Origin of the sequence: Roseicitreum antarcticum (assembly GCF_014681765.1) — a bacterium.
GTDB lineage: Bacteria > Pseudomonadota > Alphaproteobacteria > Rhodobacterales > Rhodobacteraceae > Roseicitreum > Roseicitreum antarcticum.
This window is the reverse complement of sequence record NZ_CP061498.1, coordinates 2,711,637-2,736,493: the sequence shown is the minus strand read 5'-3', so window position 1 is coordinate 2,736,493 and position 24,857 is coordinate 2,711,637. Positions and strand designations below refer to the sequence as shown.

At 64.2% G+C, this 24,857-nt stretch carries 16 protein-coding genes; 1 reads left to right on the top strand and 15 read right to left on the bottom strand.

Going from position 1 to position 24,857, the window contains the following annotated elements:
* Positions 1 to 239 precede the first annotated feature (239 nt).
* Positions 240 to 1,010, top strand: coding sequence for a DeoR/GlpR family DNA-binding transcription regulator (locus H9529_RS13060; RefSeq protein ID WP_092884936.1), 771 nt, complete (start codon positions 240 to 242; stop codon positions 1,008 to 1,010).
* 32 nt (positions 1,011 to 1,042) lie between these two features.
* On the opposite strand, the gene H9529_RS13055 is transcribed toward H9529_RS13060, so the two are convergent.
* The 15 genes from H9529_RS13055 to H9529_RS12985 form a co-directional block, all read right to left on the bottom strand.
* Positions 1,043 to 1,699 (bottom strand): class I SAM-dependent methyltransferase, encoded by a 657-nt coding sequence (locus H9529_RS13055; RefSeq protein WP_092884934.1) that lies wholly within the window; start codon positions 1,697 to 1,699, stop codon positions 1,043 to 1,045.
* Positions 1,700 to 1,838: 139 nt separating this feature from the next.
* A complete protein-coding gene (locus tag H9529_RS13050; RefSeq protein ID WP_223814167.1) occupies positions 1,839 to 2,684 on the bottom strand; it encodes a WecB/TagA/CpsF family glycosyltransferase in 846 nt (281 codons plus the stop codon).
* The gene (locus H9529_RS13045) at positions 2,685 to 3,398 is read right to left on the bottom strand and encodes a 4'-phosphopantetheinyl transferase family protein (protein ID WP_092884932.1); all 714 of its coding nucleotides are present in this window, start codon (positions 3,396 to 3,398) and stop codon (positions 2,685 to 2,687) included.
* Positions 3,395 to 8,050 carry a MupA/Atu3671 family FMN-dependent luciferase-like monooxygenase gene (locus tag H9529_RS13040; protein WP_092884930.1) on the bottom strand — a complete coding sequence of 1,552 codons (4,656 nt, stop codon included), beginning with the start codon at positions 8,048 to 8,050 and terminating at the stop codon, positions 3,395 to 3,397. Before H9529_RS13040 ends, H9529_RS13045 begins: the two co-directional genes overlap by 4 nt.
* A 28-nt stretch (positions 8,051 to 8,078) precedes the next feature.
* Positions 8,079 to 9,092 carry a glycosyltransferase gene (locus H9529_RS13035; protein WP_092884928.1) on the bottom strand — a complete coding sequence of 338 codons (1,014 nt, stop codon included), beginning with the start codon at positions 9,090 to 9,092 and terminating at the stop codon, positions 8,079 to 8,081.
* Positions 9,093 to 9,098: 6 nt separating this feature from the next.
* Entirely contained in the window at positions 9,099 to 15,536 is a 6,438-nt protein-coding gene (locus H9529_RS13030; RefSeq protein WP_092884926.1) for a type I polyketide synthase, read from the bottom strand.
* A gap of 193 nt (positions 15,537 to 15,729) precedes the next feature.
* Entirely contained in the window at positions 15,730 to 17,223 is a 1,494-nt protein-coding gene (locus tag H9529_RS13025) for a hypothetical protein (protein ID WP_176846809.1), read from the bottom strand.
* A gap of 91 nt (positions 17,224 to 17,314) precedes the next feature.
* Positions 17,315 to 18,622 carry a Wzz/FepE/Etk N-terminal domain-containing protein gene (locus H9529_RS13020; RefSeq protein WP_092884924.1) on the bottom strand — a complete coding sequence of 436 codons (1,308 nt, stop codon included), beginning with the start codon at positions 18,620 to 18,622 and terminating at the stop codon, positions 17,315 to 17,317.
* Between the two features lie 27 nt (positions 18,623 to 18,649).
* Positions 18,650 to 19,561: a CpsD/CapB family tyrosine-protein kinase gene (locus H9529_RS13015; protein ID WP_092884921.1), complete on the bottom strand. Its 912-nt coding sequence runs from the start codon at positions 19,559 to 19,561 to the stop codon at positions 18,650 to 18,652.
* 255 nt (positions 19,562 to 19,816) lie between these two features.
* Positions 19,817 to 20,851, bottom strand: coding sequence for a threonine aldolase family protein (locus tag H9529_RS13010; protein ID WP_092884919.1), 1,035 nt, complete (start codon positions 20,849 to 20,851; stop codon positions 19,817 to 19,819).
* A gap of 30 nt (positions 20,852 to 20,881) precedes the next feature.
* Positions 20,882 to 21,343 (bottom strand): YcgN family cysteine cluster protein, encoded by a 462-nt coding sequence (locus H9529_RS13005; protein WP_092884917.1) that lies wholly within the window; start codon positions 21,341 to 21,343, stop codon positions 20,882 to 20,884.
* On the bottom strand, positions 21,336 to 22,262 hold the full coding sequence (locus tag H9529_RS13000; RefSeq protein ID WP_092884915.1) for a bifunctional riboflavin kinase/FAD synthetase: 927 nt from the start codon (positions 22,260 to 22,262) through the stop codon (positions 21,336 to 21,338). The genes H9529_RS13005 and H9529_RS13000 overlap by 8 nt, the downstream gene beginning before the upstream one ends.
* A gap of 27 nt (positions 22,263 to 22,289) precedes the next feature.
* Positions 22,290 to 22,733, bottom strand: coding sequence for a MaoC family dehydratase (locus tag H9529_RS12995; protein ID WP_092885376.1), 444 nt, complete (start codon positions 22,731 to 22,733; stop codon positions 22,290 to 22,292).
* A gap of 170 nt (positions 22,734 to 22,903) precedes the next feature.
* Positions 22,904 to 23,785: a TIGR01459 family HAD-type hydrolase gene (locus H9529_RS12990; RefSeq protein ID WP_092884913.1), complete on the bottom strand. Its 882-nt coding sequence runs from the start codon at positions 23,783 to 23,785 to the stop codon at positions 22,904 to 22,906.
* A 119-nt stretch (positions 23,786 to 23,904) separates the two neighbouring features.
* The gene (locus H9529_RS12985) at positions 23,905 to 24,822 is read right to left on the bottom strand and encodes a manganese-dependent inorganic pyrophosphatase (protein ID WP_092884911.1); all 918 of its coding nucleotides are present in this window, start codon (positions 24,820 to 24,822) and stop codon (positions 23,905 to 23,907) included.
* Between the last annotated feature and the right edge of the window lie 35 nt (positions 24,823 to 24,857).

Sequence of the window (24,857 nt, the reverse complement as noted above, 5' to 3'; positions counted from 1 at the left end):
ATTTTCAATCTCTGGGCATAACGAACCATAACGCGCATCTTTGGGCAAGAATTATTTTCGTTTTTTTACGTTATTCGGCAAACAGGCGAGAAAAAGAACATTCCAAAGCGCTTTGAACCGCCGACGGTCCGTGGTACATCCCGGATCTGGCCGCATTTTTGCTTTTCCTGGGGCAATTATTGCGCGCGCGATCAGATTCGAACATAGTGACGAACAAACTCGCGCAAAGGACCGCGCCCATGTCGCAAACCTTCCGGCACCCCGAGATTATGGACATCGCGCGCAAGAATGGGCGCGTCACCGTTGACGAACTGGCCGCGCATTTCGGGGTCACCGTCCAGACGATCCGCCGTGACCTGTCGGAACTGGCCGATGCCGGGCGGTTAGAGCGGGTGCATGGCGGCGCGATCGTACCCTCCGGCGTGGCCAACATCGGCTATGAAGACCGGCGCGGCCTGAATGACGGCGCCAAGGACGCCATCGCCCAAGCCTGCGCCGCCGAGATCCCTGAAGACAGCAGTATCTTCCTCAACATCGGCACCAGCACCGAAGCCGTCGCCCGCGCCTTGTCGAAGCACCGCAACATCATGGTGGTGACCAACAACATGAACGTCGCCAACATTCTGGCCGAGAACCCGGGATGCGAGGTCATTGTGGCGGGCGGCACCCTGCGCCGGTCCGATGGCGGGTTGGTGGGCAATATCACCACGCAAGTCATCCGACAGTTCAAGTTCGATCTGGCGGTGATTGGCTGTTCGGCAATGGACGAAGACGGCGATCTTCTGGATTTCGACATCCACGAGGTAGGCGTCAGCCAGACCATCATCGAACAGGCGCGCAAATCCTTTCTGGTGGCCGATCAGTCGAAGTTTCAGCGCCGCGCGCCCGCGCGCATCGCGTCACTGCGGCAGGTGCATACCTTTTTCACCGATACGGCCCCGCCCGCCAGCATCGTAGCCGCCTGCCAGACCTGGGGCACCCGGATCATCGTGGCGGCTGACGGGGTCTGAGCCGCCCCATTTGAACTGCTATCATACCCCGATCACCCTGCCGGGCGCTGCATCAGAACCACATCCTTGGCCGGGAAGTCGCACGACCAGCCCGCCGCCCGGGCCAGCCAACGGAAGGTTTCTGCGCGGTAGAAAACAACATGCGTCGGATCCTTGCGATAGTGCCAGCCCGCGAAAAGGTCATCATCGGTCTGAAAGCAAGTCATCACCCCCAGCCAGCCCCCGGGACGGACCAGCCGCATCAGGCGCGCGAATTCCCGGGCCGGGGCGTGAAAATGCTCGGCAGTTTCAGAGCAGGTGACGAAATCGTAGATTTGCCGCAGCGCTGCGGCATCAGGGTGGAAATACGGGTCATAGACCGCCATGGGATGCCCGGCCTCGCGCAGCATCGCCGCCAGCGCCGGGCCGGGACCGCAACCATAATCCAGCCCGCACGCACCAGATGAAAGCCGGTCCAGCAAAGGCACCGCCAGTTTCGACAGAAACTGACGATAGTCGGGGTCGTCGGGGTGGTTTTCATGGTGAAGGTAATGCGCATATTCCGCCGCGCGGTCCGGGTAGCCGTCCGGGTGCAAGAAGCGCACCGCGCAAACCGGGCATCGGAAATAGCGCAGCCTGCCAATGACAAGGAACCCCTCTGCCGCGGCCGTGCCGCAGACCGGACATTGCGGCGCATCGCCCCCACTCATCGCGCGCCCATGACCCGCATATGCCCCCGCTACCCTGCAACAGCGCCATGGTTTCACCGATCCGGAAATTTCACAACCAGCCCGGGGAAGCCGGGCCGCGCGTGTGGCCCCCGGTCCTCAACCATCACTCAACAGCCGCTCAGCCTTCGCCTTGGCGGCACCCGGCAGACGCCTCGGATGCGCGCGCGGGCACCGTGACGTGGGATACGCTGGGCAATGTGGCACGCGATGCACCCGACCACCGCAAAAGCAACGCCGCAACCACCTGCCGTGGCAGCACCAAGATGCAGCGCGTGTAGCGCCCGATCAGGCGCTGCGGCTCGTTGAGGACGCGCCACAGCCATTCCAGCGTCAGCTTGCGCACCCAGAGCGGCGCGCGCACGAAATAGCCCGAAATGAAATCCAGTGCCGCGCCGATCGACGCAAACCCGACACCGGGCAGCACCATCCTGCCCATTGCGGCAAAGGTCTCCTGCTTGGGCGCACCCAGGGCCACGAACACCATCCCTGCGCCAGATTGCCGGATCTGTTCGAAGATCAACATCGCATCGGGGCCGCGCGGATCAAAGTTGAACGGCGGCGAGATCTTCGTGGCGATCTGCAAATCGGGGATGATCTTCTGAAGTTGCTCACCCGCCGCATTCAGCACCTTGTCGGTCGAACCGACCAGCGCAATCGGGGTGCCCGCCCGCGCCGCAAGTTTCGCCAGCGGGATCAACATGTCCGACCCGGGCAACAGGTCTACCGGCAGCCCCGCGATCTTCGACAGCCAGACTATCGGATTGCCGTCCGCCACCACCAGATCCTGCGCGGCATAAACCTCGCGGAACTCCGGGTCGTTCGTCAACTTGACCACATGGTCCAGATTGATCGTTGCCAGCGCAAAGCCTTCACCCGCGCGAAACCGTTGCATCACTGTCGCATCCAGTACCGCGCGGGTCGGAACATTGACGTGAATGGAATGTGAACCGAATCGAAACTGCACTTAAGCCACCATTTCGTTAAAATCAGGATCGGCCCGGCAGGTATTGGCCACGGTGACAGCACAAATGATGTGGCTGTCGGCAAGATGAAACCGTCCGCTCAGCGCCTCGCCAGACCGGAAGGGCGCAACGCCTGCGGTAAAGCGCGCATCGAACCGCGCGGCCTGCAGATCAACCGATATGTGAAAACCGTCAAACCCGAAAAGTCGTTTGGTCAGAGGGTATTGCGCCTTATAGGCGGCCTCTTTCGCGCAAAAGATCAGCTTGGCCAGACGCCCTTGGTCATGGACGGGCTGGCTTGCCAGCCAGGCGCGTTCAGAGGCATCGCAAACCACCTCCCACAGGTCATCGGGCAGGGCCGCTGCACTGTCTACGTCGATACCGATCGCGGCCAGGCCGGGATCGGCCGAGACGACCGACAGACACAACCCGCCGCCATGGCTGATGCTGCCTGCGATCCCTTCAGGCCAAACGGGCGCGCGGTCATCCGCCATGGGAATCGCGCAGGCGCGCAGCCCAAGCGCCTGCATCGCCGCCCGTGCCGTCCCACGCCCCAACGCGAATTCGTGCCTGCGCGCGGGCACCGCGCCGCGCATCGCGGCGGCTTCAGCAGGAAACAGCGGCGGCGGCAGCCGGTGAAGCGGCGTCACAGCGACTCTGACCCGGCGGGCGAACATGCCCTGCACGATACGTTCGATCTGGTTGATGCCGGTCATACGCCCTGCCCCTGCCGCTGGGCGCGCATCGCGCGGCGTTTCGACATGGCGTCCAGCCGGTTCCCCGCCGCGCCGCTGTCCGGCGCGGCCTGTGCCGACCGCGATTGTGCCGACCCAGATTGCGCCGACCCAGATTGCGCCAACGCGGATTGCGCCGAGGGCGGCGCGACCGAGGGCCGCAACTTCAGATCAACATGCTTCGCCAGATCGGCCAGCACCGGGAACCGGAAAATATCGGTGATCGACAGACCGGGCAGCCCCAGCGCGTCGCGCAGGTCGCGATGCGCCTGCACCGCCAGCAGCGAATGACCGCCGAGCGCAAAGAAACTATCGCCCGGGGCAACATCGGCCACGCCCAGCACGCGTTTCCAGACCCCGGCAATCTGCGCGCGCGTATCGGACGCGCCCGCCGCCTGAATCGGTATCGCCTGAACCGGCTGTGTCGGCGCACTGACACGGGGGGCGGGCAGTGCCTTGCGGTCCACCTTCTTGTTGGGTGTCAGCGGCATCCGGTCCAGCGCCACGAAATGCGCGGGGATCATATGCGCGGGCAGATTGCGTGCCAGCGCGTCGCGCAGATCCGTCGTCGGCGTTCCGATGTGATAGGCGACCAGCCGCACATCGCCCGGTGTATCCTCACGCGCGATGACCACGGCCTGGGTAATGCCCGGCACGGCCTCCAACGCGGATTCGATCTCGCCCAGTTCAATCCTGTAGCCGCGCAGCTTCACCTGACCGTCGATGCGGCCCAAAAAGTCGATCCCGCCAAAGGCGTCGCGGCGCACCAGGTCGCCGGTGCGGTACATGCGCCCGGTGCCAAAGGGGTTGGCAGGGAACCGTTCTGCCGTCAGGTCAGGGCGCTGCCAGTAGCCGCGCGTCACGCCATCGCCCCCAATCCACAACTCGCCTGGAACACCCGGCGGCACCGGTTGCCCTGCATCGTTCAGAACGTACAGCTGCGTATTGGCAATCGGCGTGCCGATCCCCACGACGCCATCACCGCCGGTGGTGGTGCAGACCGAGGACCAGATCGTGGTTTCCGTCGGCCCGTACATGTTCAGCACGCTATGCCCCGTCAGCCCTGACAGGTCGTGGGCCAGCGTGCCCGGCAACGCCTCGCCACCGACCAGCAGGTTCGGCACGCGGGCCAGGGCGGCGCGGGCGTCGTCATTCATGGTGAACATCCGCGCCATGGAGGGCGTGCATTGCAGATGCGTCACGCCATGCCGCCGGATCTGCGCGGCGATAGAGAAATCATCCGCCGCCACGTCGCTGGGCTGGTTGGCGCGGCGCAAGACCTCGGCCAGTGGATAGAGCCCCTCCAGCACTTGTTCGGGGGCGATGCCATAATCGATCAGGCAGGCAACCTCGGTCACGCCGATGGCCTTCAACTCCTCCACCCGGGCGACGCAATCCTCCACCGTGCCAAACAGGCCCGAATCGTCGAAATACCGCGTGAAGGCAAATTCCAGAATGCCGTCCAGCTCATCCGCCGACAGGGTGCCAAGGTCGATATCCATCGGATTGGCGACGCCCTGCGGCTTCTTGAACGCGGGGAATGCCCAGGCGTATTGCTTGACCAATGCGGCGGCGGCTTTCAGGTAATCCTTCATCGGACCCCGCGCCACGTCGCGCGCATGTTCCCGGTTCCGCGCAACGAAGCTGTGCAGCATCAGGGTCACGGTGAAATCAGCGGGGTTGTGCCCGGCGTCGCGCAGTGCCTGGTGGTAGGCCTTGATCTTCTCGCCCACCTCGGCCACCGACTGGCCCAGCAGGTGGGTCAGCACATTCGCGCCCATCCGGCCCGCATCAACCCAGGTCTGCGGGTTGCCCGCGGTCGTCACCCAGATCGGCAGCACCTTGGACACCGGACGCGGCTGGGTCACCACAGCAAAGGGCGTGCCATCGGCGCGCGGAAATTCCACCGCCTCGCCGCGCCATAAACGGCGCAGGATGTCGATACTGTCCAGCATCGCCTGCCGGTTGTGGGGCGGCGTGTTCTCGGGGCGCAGCACAAAGTCATCCGGCTGCCAGCCCGACGCAACAGCCAGCCCGGCGCGCCCGTTGGTCAGGTTGTCGATCACCGCCCAATCCTCGGCGATCCGGGCTGGGTGGTGCAGCGGCACGACGCAAGACCCCGCGCGCACGCCAATATTTTTCGTGACCGCCGCCACCGCTGCCCCGGTCACTGACGGGTTGGGATAGGGGCCCCCAAAGGCGTGGAAATGCCGCTCAGGCGTCCAGACGGCGCAGAAACCGTGGGTATCGGCGAATTTCGCGCCTTCCAGCAGCAGCTCGTATTTCTTGGGACCGATGCCATCGTCATTACCCCAATACATCAGGCTGAAATCCATCTTGCGGTCGCTGACCTGAACCGCCCCGCCAGAGACCAGGCCCCGGTCGGCATCGCTGGTCAGGACCAGCTTGAAGCCACGCGACAGGGTCCAGAACAGTTCCAGCACCGAGATGTCGAAGGAAAGCGAAGTCACGGCCAGCCAGACGCCGCCCGCCGCATGGTCGATACGATCATCCATGCCAGCGAAGAAATTCGCGACATTGCCGTGTTCGACCATCACGCCCTTCGGCACGCCTGTAGAGCCTGAGGTATAGATCAGATACGCCAGATGATCCGGTGTCGCGGCTGCGGCCAAGTTGCCCACCGGGGCAGCATCAAGCCGGGTGTCGGTGTCCAGCACCAGAAGTTCAGCGCTGTGCACCGGCAGGTCATCGACCAGCGCGCGCTGCGTCACGATCACCGGCGCGGCGCTGTCGGTCAGGTAATGCGCCAGCCGGTCCGCCGGATAGGCCGGGTCGAGCGGCACATAGGCCCCGCCCGCCTTCAAGATGCCAAGCGCGCCGATCAACAGTTCAGGCGCGCGCCGGGTGCAGAGCGCGACTGGCGTATCAGGCACCACCCCCATGCCGCGCAGGACATGCGCAACACGGTTGGCCCGGGCGTTGAGGTCAGCATAGCTCAGCGACTGCCCCTCGAAGACCAGGGCCAAAGCGTCGGGGGTGCGTTCCACCTGCGCCTCGAACGCGGTATGGATGCAAAGCCGGTCATAGAAGCGCGCCGTGTCGTTGAGACCATGCAGCAACGCGTCTTGCTCTGACTCTGGCAACAGAGGCAGGTCATTCAAAGGAATGTCATCCGCGAGGTGCTGCGCAAGATGCGCCAGGCGCGCGGCCATGCGCTCAGCCTCGGCGCGTGGCAGGCGGGCCAGATCAATGGTCAGTTCACGCCGGTCCAGCGCCATCGTCACAACCGCCCCCTCAACCTGCGCGCCATCGGCGACGGCTGCCAGATGCGGCACCTCGGGCGGGGTCAGCGCGGGATCACGGGCGATCAGGTCGGTCGCATAGCCCGGTGCCCGGGCTATCAGCGCCAGCCGTGCGGTCATCTGCCGCTCCGCCTGCGCCACGGTCGCGCCCAGATCGGCCCCCAATGGCACCCAGGGCGCGATGTATCCCGTGGCGGCGGCAGCACTTTGCGCGACCTGCGCATCCCTGTAGGCAATGTCGACGCGCGTCGCGCCCGACATCTGGCCTGCCAGCGCGCCAAATGCGGCCAGCAGGCGTGCAGGTGGCATGTCGGCGGGAAGGTCCAGCGGGAAGGTGGCCATTTCAGCGGTCGCGGGGGCGCTGGCCAACGGCAAAACCGCAGCCTCAAAACCGACCAGCGCGCGGCGCCACCCACCCTCTCCGACCACGACCCGCGCCATCGCATCGGTCAGGTCAGCGTCGGGGGTGGACAGCATGTCGCCCGGGGCCACCAACGCACCGGGCACCACGGGCAGACCCATCGGGCAAATCAACCCCGAAAGCCGTACCGCGCCATCCGCCGTGGCAACCACCACCGCATCATCATCCGCCGCCAGGACAGTGCCCGGGGCACCCTGCCCCTGCGCCACTTCGGCAGCACCGACACAAACAACGCGCCCGCCAAGGTCCAGCTTCGGTAAAGTCACCGGATTCCAGTAGCGCCCATGATCCAGCGCGCGGACCATGCGGATCAGCGCGGCAGTGTCACGGGAGAACTCCAGCCGACCGGCAAGCGCGGGGCGGTCATCGCGGCGAAAGACCTGACGCGCGGCCATATCCTGCGCGCGGGGCGATTGCGTGCCACTGGCAAGCTGATCGACCAGCGCCGTGAAGCCCTCCATCGCCGCCGCATAGCATTTGGTGTTCAGCGTCAGCGCGGTATCTTGGGGATCAATGTCAAAGCGGCGCTGTTCCAGAATATCGCCCGTATCGACGCCATCCTCCATCACGTGCCAAGTGATGCCGTGCTGCGCCTCGCCGTTCAGCAGCGCCCAGACCGGCGCATTGAGCCCGGCATAGCGGGGCAACGGGCCGTCGTGGAAATTCACCGCACCGCGCCGTGCCTGCGTCAGCACGGTTTGCGGGATGAGTGTCAGATTGGCGATGCTGAACAACCAGTCGAACCCGCCGGGCGTCAGATCATCGGCCAGCCGGTCCGCGAGCCCCGCGCCGGGGGCAATCACACGCAGCCCGCGCCCTACGGCCCAATGCACGACATCAGGCGCAACCGACACCACCGCGCGCAGGTCATGCCCCTTGTCCAGCAGGATTTCGCCACACTGGATCAGCAGCGTGTCTTCACCAATCGCTATGCCGGAAAACCGGGACATGACATGATCCTTTCCGTAACCAACAGGACTACTGGGCTTTGACGCCCGACTTGTTACCCGACTGGCTGCCCGACGTGCTGATTGTCGTCGCGCCACCGCCGGGCATTAACCTTTTCAAGTGATGTGACAGCAGATCACGGACAAAGTGTGGCGGGGTAATGGCAGGTTTTTGTTGGATAACCCGGCGCAGGGCATAAATTCCCTCGCCCAGCACCAGCGCAGCGGTGGCCGCAACGGTGTAAAGCTTGCCGTGGTTCTTGTGGAAGTAATGGAAGCGGCTGTCGTACCAGTATCCTGGCACCCGGTGCCAAACCTTCATGCCGGTGCTGACCGACCCGATGTGTTCCACAACGCTGTCGTGCACATAGACCACCGACCAGCCATGGCGCCGGGCGCGCAGGCACAGGTCGGTTTCCTCGAAATACAAAAAGAACGTCTCATCGAACAAGCCGATGGCGTCCAGCGCGTCTTGCCGCATCATGAAGCTGGCGCCCGAGATCCAGTCAACCGGGCATGTCGTTTCCGGCTGTTTCATCGGAACGACATGCTTTGCCAGGAGTTTTGTGACAAAGCCGGTTTTGATGCCGTTCTCCAGCTCACCCAACACTGACGGAAAGCGGAAGGCAGAGGTATGCGTCGCACCGTCGTCGCCATGCACATAGCTGCCCGCAAAGGCCGCTTTGGGATGCTGGTCCAGGTACTGCCGCAGCCGGTCGATGGCGTGACGGTCGGGGAACGCGTCCGAGTTCAGCCCATAGATGTAATCTGGGCGCGCGCCGCCCGGCAGGCCCAGCCGCATGCCAAAGTTGTTGCCTGCGCCAAACCCGCCGTTGCGGTCCGAAGCCACGACCCGCACCCGGTCCCAGCCCTTCAGCGCGACAGCATTGCGCATCATCTCGAACGAGCCGTCGCCGCTGTCGTTATCGACAATGGTGATCGCGCCCGGAATTCCCTCCATCGCCTGCAGCGCCGATTCGGCGGCGCGCAACGTCATATCGGCGGTCTTGTAGTTCAGGATGATCGTCAGGACGGTGCTTGTCATCGGTGTTTACTCGGCCGCTTGTTTGAGGGTGATTTCGGGTTCCGCATCGGCCATCAGGCGCCGCATCCGGGCCGCAAGGACGCGGACGTTGGGTTCCAGCACCATGCTGTCATGATCGCCGGGTACCTCGTAAACGCTGAGGTTCGGGGCAAAGCGCGTCCAATCGTTGTCCGCGAAGACATATTCTTTCTGCCGGCTGACCCAGCGCCCGTCCGATACCTTCCAATGGTGGTCCAGGGGCGGGCGGAACAGATGCAGATTGCCGTCCCATGGCGCCAGATCGTACTGTCCAAGCGCGTGACGGAAAGCGGCCTCGATCGCGGTATCGTGGAACGTATCGGGCGCCACATCGACGGGCGCATCCGCGCGCCGCGATTTCTCCCATGCGATGCGCTTGCGCGCCCATTCCAATATGTAGCGCGGCCCCTTGCGCCCGAATTCCGCCAGCTTGATTGAAATGCGGTCGCGACGCGTCAGTTCGGGGCGCTGTGGCAGCGGCGTGTCCAGCATGACCAGCAGCGCCACTTCTTCGCCCAACGCCTCCAGTTGGCGCGCGATCTCATAGGCGGTGATGCCGCCACCCGAAAAGCCGCCCAGAAGGTAGGGCCCATGCGGCTGCACCTGCCGCATTTCCGCGATATAGTCGCGCGCGGCATCCTCCATCTTGCTGTGCGGCTCGGCATCGCCGTAAAGCCCGCGCGCCTGAAGCCCATAGAACGGCCGGTCGCGACCCAGAAGGTTGGCCAGATGGCGCAGGTTCAGCACGTTGCCGAACATGCCCGCCACCAGGAAGAACGGACATTTCGCCCCGCCCTCGCCCTCATGCATGGCGACCAGATGGGTGAAGCGTCGCACCTGCCGGTTTGCCGTCACCGCACCCTGCCCTGCGGCAGGCGCATCGTCGTCCAGGCTGATGCCACCGCGTTCGGCGATCATCGCGGCACAACGCGCAATGGTCGGTGCCTCGAACAGGACCGAGATAGGAAAGTCGATCTGATACGCCTTCTTCACCTTGGCAAACAGCCGCACCGCGATCAACGAATGCCCGCCCAGATCAAAGAAACTGTCCTCCACGCCTACCTGCGCGACGCCCAGCAGATCTTGCCAGAAGCCGACCAGCGTGCGCTCGACATCGTTGCGCGGCGCGACATAGTCGCTATCCAGATCGGGGCGCTCAAAGGCCTCGCCACTCGCAGGGGCCGTATCACGCAGCCCGGCCTGGGCGATCAGCGCGCCCGGGTCGATAGAAGACACGATCAGCTGCGCCTGCCCCTGCACGGCCAGCGCGCGGCGGAACGCCTCGGCGCCCTCGGAGGGGGTGATGCCCATCGCCAGCGTGTCGCGCAGCCGTTCCTCGGCGGGCGACAGGTTGGTGCCGGGCGGGGTGTCAAACTCTACCTCGGTGGCCTGTACCGCCGATCCTTGCGCCAGATCGCTGGCCCGTTCCAGCCGCTTGATGGCGAATTTCTCGATCTCGACGCAGACCTGCCCTTCGGGCGTGGCGATGGTCACGTCGAAACTGGCAAAGCCCGGTTCGGCGTCCTGCCGCAGCCGCACATGGCTGACAACCCGCGCGGGCAGCGGGCGCAGCTTGCGCACCCGCCCGTAGGACACCGGCACCCACAGATGTGTGGGCTGATAGCCGTCGATCAGTCCCATGGCCCAGCCGGTCGCAAGATCCATCAGCGCCGGGTGCAGCAGGTAGCCATCGGCAATATCGCCTGCAAAGGCAGCGGGCAGCGCCAGATCGGCCAACCCTTCGCCCGCGCCGAATGCCATGCGGTTCAGCACGCGCCAGCGCGGGCCAAAGGCCAGATGCGCCTCTTGCGGGCTGGGCAGGCCCACGCCCTCCACGATCCCCTGCGCGCAACGGGCGCGGATGGCGCCCACTTCCAGCAGGGGGGCCGTCGGCGGGACCTTCAGCGCCAGACGCGCCTGCGCATTCAGCACGAACCCGCGCTTGCCGCGCAGCATCACGTCTGACCGGATGGTGATGTCATACCCCTCGCTGCTGCGCTTCAGCGACACGCGCATTTCGCGCGGGATATCCTTGGCCACCTGCATGGCACGGAAGAAATAAAGATCGCAAATCTCGAACGCGCCGCTTTCACCATGCGCCCGCAGCGCCTGCGCGACAATGTCCAGATAACCGGTGCCGGGCACGATCGCCGTGCCATCTTTGGTACGGTGATCGTCCAGCAGCCACTGGTCCGCGCGCAGCCGCGTCGTGAATTGTCGGTTGCCCCCGGCGTCAAACCCGGCCAGATCCAGCAGCGGCGCCCGGCTCGGAACCGGCGGCACAGACGGGCCGCAACCTGTGCAGGCCGCCAGCGCCGAGGCCGCCATCCCCACATCTGCCCAGATGCCCCAGTTCAGCGCCAGCACCCGCGTGCGCCCGTTGCGCCGTGATTTGGCAAAAGCGTTAAGATATTCATTCGCCGCCACATAGTCGATCTGCCCCACCGGCGCGCTGAGGGTCGAGGTAGAGGCAAACAGAACCATCACCGTCAGGCTGCCATCGGGCAGAAGGTCGTCGATCACGCGCAGGCCGTGGATCTTCGGGGCAAAGATTTCCTCTACGGCGCCGGTGGTCTTGGCCAGAATCGGCGCATCATCGATATGCCCCGCCGCATGGATCAGCCCGTAAGGCGCGCCAAAGCGCGCGGTCGCGGTGGCCAATGCGCGGCGCATGTCTTCGACGTTGCACACATCGGCACCCGCCACATGCACCTCGCCGCCGCCCGCTTCCAACCGTTGTACCGCCATGATCCGGCGCGTCGTGGCATCTTGCGGGCCATGGTCCGCCAGCCAGTCGGCCCAGTCGTCACGGTTGGGCAACGGGCTGCGCGCGATCAGCGTGACGCGGGCTTCGGTCGTGCGGATCAGGTCTTCGGCCAATGTCAGACCGATCCCGCCAAAGCCGCCGGTAATCACCCAATGCGCGCCTTTGGGCGCGGGTTCCGGTGCCGTATCGCCCACCAGTTCAGGCAGGGGCGCGGGACGCAATGTCTGTTCAAACCGCTTGCCCTCCCGCCACGCGGCGCTCAGCGTCGCGGGTTCTGACAACAGCTCTTCCAGCAAGCGCGGGGTCAGCGCGTCCTCGCCCCGCCTGCGCACGGGCGGCAGGTCGATATCGACAGTCGCGGCGGTCAGTCCGGCAATCTCGTGCGGCATGACCCGGGCGGGGCCGATGCTGGCGGCTTTCTCTGGGTAGGGCAGCGCCTCATCGCGGACCTGAGCAGCACCAGAGGTGAAGACCGTCAGATGCAGCGGCCCTACAAGGTTTTCCGCGATGATCGCCTGCGCCAGGAACATCAGGGAATAGAAGCCCTGTTCGATGTTGCGGTGAAAGAAGGTGCTGCCGGGGCGGTACGTCTCGCGCCGCGTGACCTGCCAGAAATGCGCGATCCGCGCGGGCGTCAGCCCCTCGGCGACCAGCGTCTGGATCAGTTGATCGTAGCATTCGCGCCCGCGTTCAGGGGCCAGCGTGTAGACATCGCCGCCGCGATGGGCAAAGGCATCGCCTGCCCGTACCTCGATCACGCGGTGGCCTGCGGCGCGCAACCGCGCCATCACCGGCTGCGCCACCCCGGCATCATCGGCAAAGAACAGCCATGTCTGGGCAGGTGCATCGTCCAGTTCGGTTTCCACATCCCAGGCGCAATCCGCCTGCCGGGGACGCCAATGCACGCGGCTGCCCCAGTCAGCAATATCCTCGGACCTGGTCAGGGCGGGCACCTCGGACACGGTGGCCGCTGTGCCGGGTTCGATGAAATAGCGGCTGCGCTGAAAGGCATAAGTCGGCAAAGGCACGCGATGGCGCGGTGCCTCACCCCAGATCTGGCCCCAGTCAAAACTGCCACCCAGCGCCCAGATCCTGCCCAGCGTGCCGATGAAATACAGATCGTCGGCGATTTCTTCATCAGGATGGCGCAGCACCGACAGCACCTGCTGCCCCGGCACCGCCCCGTGTTGCCGGGTCAATGAGGCCAGGGCCTTGCCCGGCCCCATCTCCAGATAGATCCGGTCCGGTTGCTGCGCCAGCGTGGTGATACAATCGGCGAAACGCACCGTCCCGCGCAGGTGCTGCACCCAGTATTCGGGGTCGGTCGCCTGTGCCGCAGTCAGCTCTGCGCCGGTCCGGTTAGAGATCACCGGCAGGCGCGGCGCATGCAGCAAGATCGACCGCAGGTAATCGCCAAAGCGCACCAGAATCGGGTCCAGCATCCGCGAATGCGCAGCAATATCAATCGCCACACGCTGCGCCTCGATGCCATCGGCGGTCAGCCGGTCTCCCAGGGCTGCAAGCGACGCATCGGGGCCAGAGATCACCGTCAGTTCAGGCGCATTGACCGACGCTATATCCAGATCACCGGCCAGATCACCGGCCAGATAGGGGCGCAAATCCTCCAGCGACAGCGGGACCGAAAGCATGCCGCCTGCGGGCACCGTATCGAACAACTGCCCGCGCAGATGTACCAGCCCGATGCAATCCTCATACGACATGACGCCCGCAAGGCAGGCCGCCGTATTCTCACCCATCGAATGGCCGACCAGCGCGGCAGGCTGCACACCCCAGGACATGAAAAGCTGCGCCAGCGCATATTCGGTTATCATGATCAGCGGCAATTGCACCGAGGGGCGGCGCAGGCGGTCGGTCGCCGCACTTGCCGCATCGGCATCGGGCAACCACAGCGCGCGGATGTCATAATCCAGTTTCGGTTGCAGCAGGTCCAGCCCGCGGTCCATCCAATCGGCAAAGACCGGCTCGGTCGCGTAAAGCTCGCGCGCCATGCCTGCATATTGCGCGCCACCGCCGGGGAACATGAACACCACATCGGGGTCACGCAACGCGGTATGGGTGAAGACCCGGCGCGGCGCGTCCCCGGCCAGCAACCCGGCTGCCTCGGCATGAGTTTCCGCCACGACCACGCGCCGCCGCTCGAACGCGCGACGGCCTTGGTTGAGCGTATACGCCACATCGGCCAGCGGCTGATCGGGCCGTGCGCGCAGATGCCCGGCCAGCCGTGCAGTGCCCGCATCCAGCGCACCACGTGATTTCGCCGACAGGGTCAACAACTGGAACGGCCAGTCGGAGTCGCCCGAGGCCGCGCGCACCGGCGCGCTTTGCAACACCGCATGGGCATTCGTGCCGCCCACGCCCAGCGAGTTCACGCCCGCGCGGCGCGGTCCGTCCCCCGTCCATGGCGTCAAAGTGTCATTTACCAAGAACGGGCTGCCCTCAAAATCAATCGACGGGTTCGGCGCCTCATACCCCAGCGAGGGCGGCATTTCCGCATGATGCAACGCCAGCGTCGCCTTGATCAGGCTCGCTACCCCCGCCGCCGTATCAGTATGGCCGATGTTGGTCTTGACCGACCCGATGCGACAGAACCCGCGCGCATCCGTGGTTTGCTGAAACGCCTGCGTCAGGGCTGCAACCTCGATCGGATCACCCAGATAGGTGCCGGTGCCGTGGCATTCCACATAACCGATGCTGTCGGCCCGCACACCCGCCACGGCATGCGCCTCGGCAATCGCGGCGGCCTGTCCGTCGACGCTGGGCGCCAGATACCCGGCCTTCGCGGCACCATCGTTGTTGACAGCACTCCCCTTGATCACCGCCCAGATGTGATCGCCATCGGCAACCGCATCGGCCAATCGGCGCAACACCACCGCCCCGGCACCCGACCCGAAGACCGTGCCCTGCGCGCGATGGTCAAAGGCGTGGCACTCCCCGTCAGGCGACAATATCTCGCCCTCCTTGAAGATATACCCCCGGCCCTGCGGCAGCTCGATCGTCACGCCACCCGCCAGCGCCATGTCACATTCGCCCGTCATCAGCGCCTGCACCGCGTAATGCACCGCCACCAACGAGGTCGAGCACGCCGTCTGAATGTTGATGCTGGGACCCTTCAGATCAAAGATATGGCTGACCCGCGTGGCCAGAAAATCCTTGTCGTTTCCGGTGTGGCGCAACAGGAACATGCCCACATCATCCACCAACCCGGGGTTGGAGCAGATGTTGAAATAGAAATAGCTGCCCATCCCGCAGCCAGAGAACACGCCGATCGGGCCGGTGAAATTCTCGGGCGGGTGCCCGGCATCCTCGAACGCCTCCCACGCGACTTCCATGAACTGTCGGTGCTGCGGGTCCAGGATCGCGGCCTCTTTTGGCGAGAAGCCAAAGAAATCCGCATCGAAATCGGCGAAGCCATCCAGCATCGCGGCCGCAGGAACATAATTGGGCCGCCGCAGGCGCGCGGGACTTTCGCCCGCTGCGATCAGCGCATCCTCATCCAGCGTGCGGATGGCACTGCGCCCGGCGCGCAGATTGTCCCAGAACTCGGCCACCGACGCGGCCCCCGGCAGATGCGCTGCCATCCCCACGATTGCAATATCATGTTCGCCAAAAGCATCGCTGGCAGGGTCGTTCTGCGACATTCTACTTCTACCTTAATCCCGAAAGACAAACGCGGATGCGATCATCCCCCGTGCCTCGACGCACTCATGCGCCAACCGGCCCCCACAGCGCGCTGCGCAGTGGTTTGTCCGTTACTTATTGTGCAGGATTATCGAGGGAACTGGGCGTAAACATGGCGAAAAAACGCAGATTAACGCACAATATCCCAGATTGTCACAGTATTGTGCGTCGCTGCGGGGGGGGCGGAGATGCCTGCTGCGGCGCCGAATAAACCCCAGATTGCGCGTGAATTCGACTCACAACTTTTGCGTGTGCGGTCGCCCTGCGAGTCAGTTCGACATGGCCCAGAATGGCGCCGGCCAAAAGCCAGGTAAACGGAATCAGCGTGGCATTGGGCAGCATGTCGACCATGTTCGCCCCCAGGATCAGCGACAGGGGCCCCAGCCAGCGCGATGCCTCGGCTTTCGGCAACCGCTCGACCATCAGCCAGGCGGAAAACACCGGCAGCGCCAGCAGCCCGAAACGCGCCAGATAGCCAACCCACCCGTTCTCACCGATGAAGATGATCCAGGCCCCGTCGGTAACTGACGTGATCTCACCTGTCAGCGGGTCATGGATCTGGTTGCGCCCCCAATAGCCCCAGCCGAACCAGGGCCGTTCGGCGGCACGGGCCAGCAGCAGATCCTCATTGTCGAAGCGATACGCCAGCGAGGCCGCGCGGTCAGGATTGAAACTTTCGATCAAGGCCGTCAGATCTTCGGTCGGCAACAGGCCGCTGCCCCGGATCAGCGGATAGAAAATGGCAATCGCAGCGAACAGTGCCGCAATCCGCATCTGCATCCGCGCGCTCAGCAACAGCACCATCGGTGCCAGCGCCGCCCCGATCACCATCGGGCCCAGGCTTTTGCAAAGGACCAGCATCACCGCCAGATAGCACGACGCCAGAAACAGCTTGCCGCGCACCTCGGACAGGCTTTCGCGAAACAGCGTCAGCGCGGCGGTCAGGCACATCACCGTGAAGAATGCGACCCACAGGCCATGCGGCATGAACACGAAGGGCCGATAGCCCCCACCCCGGATTGCCTGGGTGAAGTCATGCTGGAAAAACCCGTAGACCATGGTGTTCAGTTGCGGACTGGTCGCCACCTCAAACAGCATCGGCACCGAATAGATCAGCCCGGCCACCACCAGCGCGATCAGAATCTCCTTCAACGCCGTGTCCTTTGCCAGCACATGCCGACCCAGGAAGAACGGAATCATGAAGAAGAATTGCGTGCCGACATTCGACAGCGAATCGTAGATCCTCAGCCCCGGCGCCCGATCCTGGATCAACCGGCTGGGGTCATAGAAGGTGATCGTACCCAGATGCTGCACGCCGAACCGGATCGGATCGGTATTGGTCAGCACCGTCACCACGGGCCCCAGCAACAGCGCCAGCATCAGCACCTTGCCCACAAGCCCTTCGGGCAGGACCGAGATGCGCATCTTCAGCATCACGATACAGACCAGCGCGGCGCTGAGGTTGGGGATGGTGGTCTTGTCCAGCGGCGGCACCAGCGGCACGCTGAATTGTGCCAACGGGGGCAAAAGCATGTAGCCGCCAAGAATCGACCAGATCAGCGCGCGTTCCGGCGCCATCTTGCGAAACATCGCGACCACGATCAGCGGCCACAGCAACAAGGCGATATAGGCAATGATGTTGGGCATCACTGGCCCCTTGTGCAAGGATGCCGCCTGCCCCGGCGGCCCGTCCGATATGTCAATGACAGGTCACGCCCGCAGCCGCGATCCGTTGGTATCATACCAGTTGCAGCCCGATCACCGCAACCGCAAGCGTCAGTGCCGCGCCACCCAGCCCCATGGCCCAGATGCGCATCTCATGGCGACGCTGCGCGCGGCTTTGCACATGCGGCAGGGTCAGCACCGGGCGCAGGGCCAATGCGCGCTCCATCCGGGCCGCGCTGCGCACGACCGGGTGGGCGATTTCTTGCCCATAAGCGATCATCAACGCCAGCACCAAGGATCCGATCACCCCCATCATCACCGTCGTGCGCTTGCTGCGCGACACCTGGTAATCGGGCGGCTGCGCGGCTTCCAGCAGGTTGAAACGCTCGGCCTGATTATCCGCCTCCAGACGGCTGCCGATCTCTGCATCGGCGCGACGCAGGGCGATGGCCCGCAATTCATCCTGGATCTGCGCCAGATCCCGCTCCATTCCCGCCATTTCCTGCTGCACCCCGGGGGCTGCGTTGAAAAGTGCGCTCAGTTCCAGCAGCCGCGCCCGGGCACCGGCGTTGCCGTCTTGCAACGTGCCGACCTCATCGTCGATGTCGGCGATCCGGCGGACCGAGGTGCGGCGCATCTGCTCGGCCTCCAGCGTGGCCTTTTCGGCGCGGAGCGCCAGGATGTCACGCTCGGCATTCTGTACCTGCTCTTCCAGCCGCGCGCGTTCGCCCCGGCGGGCATCGACATTGGCGGGCAGGAATTCGCTGTTCCGGATCTGAAACGCGGCAATCTGATCGGCCAACACCAACGCCTCAGCATTCAGCCGCGCCTCTTCGGCGCGGAAAAACGACAGTGCCTCCTGCGCGCGGGTCATTTGGGTGCGTTCGGTCTGCTCGATCAGGTCGCGGCTGACCTCATTGGCCATTTCCGCAGCAGAATGCCGGTCATTGGTGCGCGCATAGACCTGGATGGCGGCAACCGCCCCGTCGCTACGCTCGGAGAAGCTGACGGCGGCGACGCTTTCGATCCACAGCATTTCGCGCATCAGCAACACTTTCTCGATGCTGGACATCCCGGCACCTGCGGGGAACAGCTCATACCGTTCGCCGATACCGATCAGATAATCGCTCACCATCAACCGCTGTTCGATCTGCTGCAACCGGCGCGCCACCGAGGCATTCACATCATCCGCCACCCCGGGCGTCTGGTCACGCACCAGCGGCGTCTGCACCTGAATGACCGCGATGGATTCGAACACCGGCTTGCCGAGCATCGCCACCACCAACGCGGCCAGCGTGCCCAGGAACACGACGACCGCGATCATCTTTGCCCGCCTGCGCAGCAGGGAAGTCAATTCGCCCAGGCTCTGGATAGGCCCCATGCCAGTCGTCCTTCAGTCAGCGCAACATCAGCCGCGTGGGTTAAACCGCTCAAAGTCGCGGTCGTCGCTTTTGTTTAGAATAACGCCCATCAACTGGGTTTTTCCGGCGATCAGCCGCTCGCAATCGGTAATGTCGCGTGGCGAGGTCTGGGTGCCATCGGTTACCAGCAACACCCCGTCCAGCTGCGGCAGCATCGCAATCGCCGCATCGCCAGACAACAGCGGCGGCAAGTCGCAGATGATGATATCGGGCGCAAGCTGGGTGCGGATCTCGGACATCACCGATTGCGCGGTATCGGACTGCAAGACGCCCACCGGGCTGGTGAAAGGCGCGTCGGACATACCGATGGCAAACGACCGCGTAAGACGCTGCAAATGCGCCTCCATCGGCAGCCGGCCCGCCAGCATATCGGCGACACTGCCCATCGGCTCCAGGTCGAAAGCCTCATGCAAGGTGGGGCGTTGCAGGTCGAGATCCAGCAAGATCGCGCGCAAATCCTCGCGGCGCGCACAGCTGGCGGCCAGCGCGGATGCGACGAAAGTGCCGCCACAGCCATGCGTCGGGCTGGTCACGCCGATCGTGGTCCAGCCGTTGGCCGCCATCGCCTGCAACAACTGCGTGCGCAAAACGTCGAAGGCCCCGGCGATCTGCGGATCGCGGGCCAACTGGCTGATCGTCGCATCATGTGACCGTACAGCCCGCGCCTCGGCCCTTGTGGCAAAGTCCAGCATGGCCCAATTGTCCAGAATATCCTGCTGCCGCCGCGCACTGCGCCCCATCTGCGCGCCACGCTGCGGTGCAAGGGCAGGCGCAGCCTGAGCAGCCTCGCCCCCCGTAGCCAGCAACCCACGCCGCACCAGATCACGCCGGGCACCGCTGTCCTGGGCGGCGCGCCCGGACAGGTCCAGCATTTGTTCCAGCGTGCGTGTGTTCACCATGCTCATGTCACCTGCATCATAGCCCTGCGGCCACGACAGCCAAAATGTTTGTTATCTGTTTTCACCGCGTATCACGACAAACACAGTCAATAATAAGGCAAGAAACGGGCGATTATGGCTCTTGGTTGCAGGCGACGCGTGCCCCGGCAGGCAGGCGGGCGAATCGCCCCCGGCCGTCTGGGGCACCCCGTCGAAGGGGCAGACGCCCGCAAAAGCGGCAACGGCTGCCGCATTTTGGGGCAGAAAACAGCGCCACTACCCCCCGCGCAAGGCATCCGCAAAGGCCGCAATACCCGCAAGATCGCTATTCCACGAACAAACCAGGCGGCCCGCCATGCGCCCCGGCGCATCCGCGTCATGGGCGTTGAAGACCGCGCCCGCCGCACGGGCGCGCGCATCCGCTTCAGCCGACCAGGACGCAAATATCATGTTGCCGCCACGTGGATGCAATAGCCGCACGCCTGGCACGCCCCGCAGCACCCCCTCCAGTGCGGCGGCATGGCCATTGGCCCGCGCCGCCAGATCGCGCCACAGATCACCTTCCAGATACGCCGACATCTGCGCCGCAAGGTAGCGGTGCTTGGAGAAGAGATGCCCGCCGCGCTTGCGCCGCAACTGGAATTCCCGCGCGCGGGCGGGATCGAAGATCACCACCGCCTCGACGCCCATCAACCCGTTCTTGGTGCCGCCAAAGGTCACGACATCGACGCCCGCGCGCCATGTCATCTCGGCGGGCGTGCAGCCCAGGGCTGCCACCGCATTGGCAAACCGCGCGCCGTCCAGATGCACCGGCAGCCCATGCGCCCGGGCGATGTCTGTCAACGCGCGCAATTCCTCGAGCGCATAAAGTGTGCCAAGCTCGGTGATATTGGTCACGGATACAGCAGCGTTCTGGACGTTATGCAGACTGCCGCCATGGCTGCGCAGCGCCGCATCAAGGGCGCCCGGCGTCATCTTGCCATCCGCGCCGTCAACCAGTGTCAGCTTGGCGCCGTTGGTGTAAAACTCCGGCGCGCCGCATTCGTCTTCCTCGATATGCGCCAGCCGATGGCAGAAGACCGCGCCAAACGGCGGGCACAGCACCGACAGCGCCAGCGCATTGGCCGCCGACCCGGTGGCGACCAGGAAGACCTCGGCCCCCGGCGCCTCGAACGTCGCGCGGATCTGGTCGCGCACCGCTGCGCTCAGCGCGTCATTGCCATAGGGCACGGCAAAGCCCGCATTGGCCTGCGCCAAAGCGTCCAGAACTTGCGCGGGCACGCCCGAGGCATTGTCCGATGCGAAAAACATCACGCTTCCTTTCAACAACCCCGAAGGCCCCTACAAGGACCCCTCAATGATATGGTCTTCCCAGTCTTCCTCATCCACCTCGAATTCGGGCACCGACCAGCCGCGCACCGACTCGCCCGCCGCATGCACGGTCTCTGCATCGCCCGAGACCAGCGGATGCCAGTCGAACAATGGCAGATCGTGGTAAAGCAGCCGGTAGGCGCACGTCTGCGGCAGCCAATAGGCGACCTTTGCGATGGATTTCGGCGTCAGCACCACGCATTCGGGCACCAGCGATTTACGGATCGCGTAATTGCCGCATCGGCAACTGTCGCCATCCAGCAACCGGCAGGCAACATTGGTAAAGAACACCTCGCCCGTATCGGCATCTTCCAGCTTGTTCAGGCAGCACTTGCCGCATCCGTCGCACAGCGCCTCCCATTCGGCGGGCGTCATCTTCGACAGTGGCACGTTCTCCCAGAACTTGTGCCGCAGTTTCGGGGCATCACGCATCGGCCAGCACCTCCCGGGCCTGCGCACAATCCGCCGCCATCTGGTCGGTCAGGGCGGTGAGCGAACCGAACTTTGCCTCGCCACGCAGATAATCCACCAGCGCGACCGAGATATGGGTGCCGTAAAGATCACCCGAGAAATCAAATAGATAGCTTTCCAGGTTCGGCAAGTTCTCACCAAACATCGGGCGCACACCCATGGATGCAGCACCATTGTAGCTGCCCGCATGCGGCCCGCTCAGCACGGTGACCTTCACAGCATAAACCCCGAAACGCGGCGGATGCAGGCCGGCAATCGACATATTCGCCGTGGGATAGCCCAGTTGCCGCCCGCGCTTTTCACCATGCAGCACCGCGCCCTCGATCCGGTGCCAGTGGCCCAGCATCCCGGCGGCATCGCGCGGGCGCCCATCCGACAGCGCCGTGCGGATCGCGGTCGAACTGACTGCCCCGCCGCCATGCTGCATCAAGGGCGCAATCGTCACGTCGAACCCGTGCGCGCGGCCCATATCGGCCAGCAATTGCGCATTCCCTGCCCGTCCCTTGCCAAAACAGAAATCCGCGCCGACCACGACATGGGAGATCCCCAAACCCTGCACCAGCACCTGGTCCACGAACGCCTCGGCACTGAACCTCGCCATGGTGGCGTCGAACGGTAACTCGAACAACCGCTCCACGCCCAGGCGCGCCAGCCGGTTGCGCCGCGCCTCGGCATTCATCAGCCGGAAGGGGGGCGCGTCGGGGGCAAAGTATTCACGTGGGTGCGGCTCGAACGTCAGGATGCCCAGCGCCGCGTCGGGCCGTCGCGCCAGATCAATGACCGACCGATGACCCAGATGCACGCCGTCGAAATTACCCATGGCCACCGACGCGCCGCGCGTGCCCGTCTGCTCATCGGTCCAATGCGTCAAGATCTGCATACGCCCCCGGTTCGGGCGCGCGGCCCTTCAGTCGAACTTGCGGCTTGGGGCCAGAACCAGCGCCTCGCCCTTCAGGACCGTGGTATCGCCCACGGCGCAGCGACAATCAAGGGTCACCCGGCGGCGGCCATGGTCAATTTCCCGCACCGTGACTTCAGCCAGAACCGTATCGCCGGGCCGGACCGGGGCCATGAACTTCAGCGACTGCCCCAGATAGACCGAGCCATGCCCCGGCAATTGCTCACCAATCACCGCCGAGATCAGCCCCGCCGTCAGCATGCCATGCGCGATCCGCCCTGCAAAAATGGTGTCGCGCGCATAGGCATCATCCAGATGCACCGGGTTGTGATCTGTCGAGACTTCGGCAAACAGCGCGATGTCGCGGTCGGTGATTTCCTTGCGCAGATACCGGGTCATCCCGATCTCCAAGTCCTCGATACAGATGGTTCCACGCGGCAAATTGTCGTTCAAGGCGGCATCCAACATCACAAACACTCCGGTAAGGGAACACGAACGCCAACGCGGCGCAGGCGCATGTTGCAGTGCAGCATAGCGTTGAGGCCGTGCGAATGCAACACGGCCCAGCAACTAAATTACGATGCAGTCAAAAATGTGGCAACTTTATTACGTTACCGAATGCCCTAACGCAGCCGCCCCATGGTCAGCACCGGGTGCGAGGTCTGACCCTCCAGCCACGTCTCCAGCAGACCCGCATCGGGGTTTTCCACGTCATCGCCAAACAGGTCCGCCGCCAGCCCGCCGGTGATGAACAGCGTATCAATCCCCTCGCCCACGCCGCCCGCGACATCGGTGTTGATCCCGTCGCCAATGGCCAGAATGCGATCCGGCCCCGCATCGCCCCCCATCGCGGCCAGTTTGCGGCGCGCAAGGTCGTAGATCGGCGGATGCGGCTTGCCGAAATAGAGGCTTTCGCCCCCCATTTCCTCATAAAGCTGCGCCAGCGCCCCGGCGCAGTAGATCCGCGTCTCGCCGTAATCGACCACCAGATCAGGGTTGGCGCATAGCAATTTCAGCCCGCGCGCCTTGGCTGACAGGAATTTCGCCCGGTAATCATCGGGCGTTTCGGTCATCTCATTGAACGGCCCGGTGCACACGATGCCCTCGGCCTCCTCAAAGCTGACCCGTGTGACCGCAGGTTGATCGGCCACCCAGTCGGGCAGGTCCTCGAAGAACGCGTCGTCCTTCGATGGGCCAAGGTGCCACACCTTCCGCCCCACCGCGCCCATCATCATCGCCTCCTGGCTTGCATCGCCGGACGCAACGATCAGATCATGGCATCCGTCCGGCAGGCCAATCCGCGCCAGCATCCCCGCCACGCCCGAATGCGGGCGCGGCGCGTTGGTCATCAGCACCACAGTGCCGCCGCCCGCGCGAAACGCCTGCAAGGCCGCAACCGCCGCCGGATAGGGGGTCTGCCCGTTATGGACACACCCCCAGAGGTCGCAAAAAAGCACCTCGTAATCGCGCGCGACTTCGGACAGGGACTGGATGATACGGGTCATGCGATTTCTTTCTGAAACGTGAATAGGGCCGGATCGGAGCCATACCAAACCCATACCGGAACCATACCGTTTCCAGACGCGGTTTGACGGGCAAAATGCGCCGGAAACTGCGGGCAGCTTTACAACTTCAGGTTGGGGATGATCTGTTTCTTGCGCGACATGATCCCCGGTAAAACGACCAGATCGCCGCTGACTTTCGCGCCGAACGACGCCTCGACCAGCGATTTCACCAGGTCGTTGGGCACCAGAACAGTCGCCTCTTCGCGCAAGATGTCGATGACGAACAGCAGCACCTGATCCGCGCCATCTTCCGCCGCAACCGTCTGCATGGTCGCCATCAGGCTGTCCTTGCGATCCAGAACAACCTGCGGCGCCGTGGTTTCCAGCACCGAGACTCGGAATTTTTTGCCTTCAACATCAAAGGTTTTGCTGTCCATCCGCAGCAATTCCGCATCGCTGAACTGCGACACATCGGATTTCGCCGCGAACATCTCGGCGGCGTAATCCTGCACCACGATGCCCAGATCCGCGGCCAGCATTTCCGCTACCGCACGGTCATGCGGCGTGGTGGTCGGGCTGCGGAATTCCAGCGTGTCCGACAGGATGCAAGACAGCATCAGTCCCTTGATTTCGCGCGGCATTTTTTCGGCATCCGCGCCCATCAGGTCGAACATCAGCGTCGCGGTGCAGGCCAGCGGACGCAGGGTAATGTCGATCGGCCCTTTCGTCTCCAGCCCACCAACCAGTTTGTGGTGGTCGATGATCGCCCGAATATCGGCGTTGTTGATTGATGGCGGAAGCTCGGCCGGGTTGTTTGTATCAACGATAACAACGGGTTCCCCCGCAGCGACATCCGCGATGATCTCGGGCTGCGCCACGTTCCAGCGTTGCAGCACAAAGCCCGCTTCGGTGTTGGGCGTGCCCAGCAGCACCGGTACGGCGGGCGTATCTTGCACCTGTGACAGATACCACGCCCAGATCACGGCCGAGCCGGTCGAATCGGTGTCGGGGGCAAGGTGGCCGAATACTCTAATCATGTCGGAATTCCAGTGTTAATTGGCTTTTGGCGCAG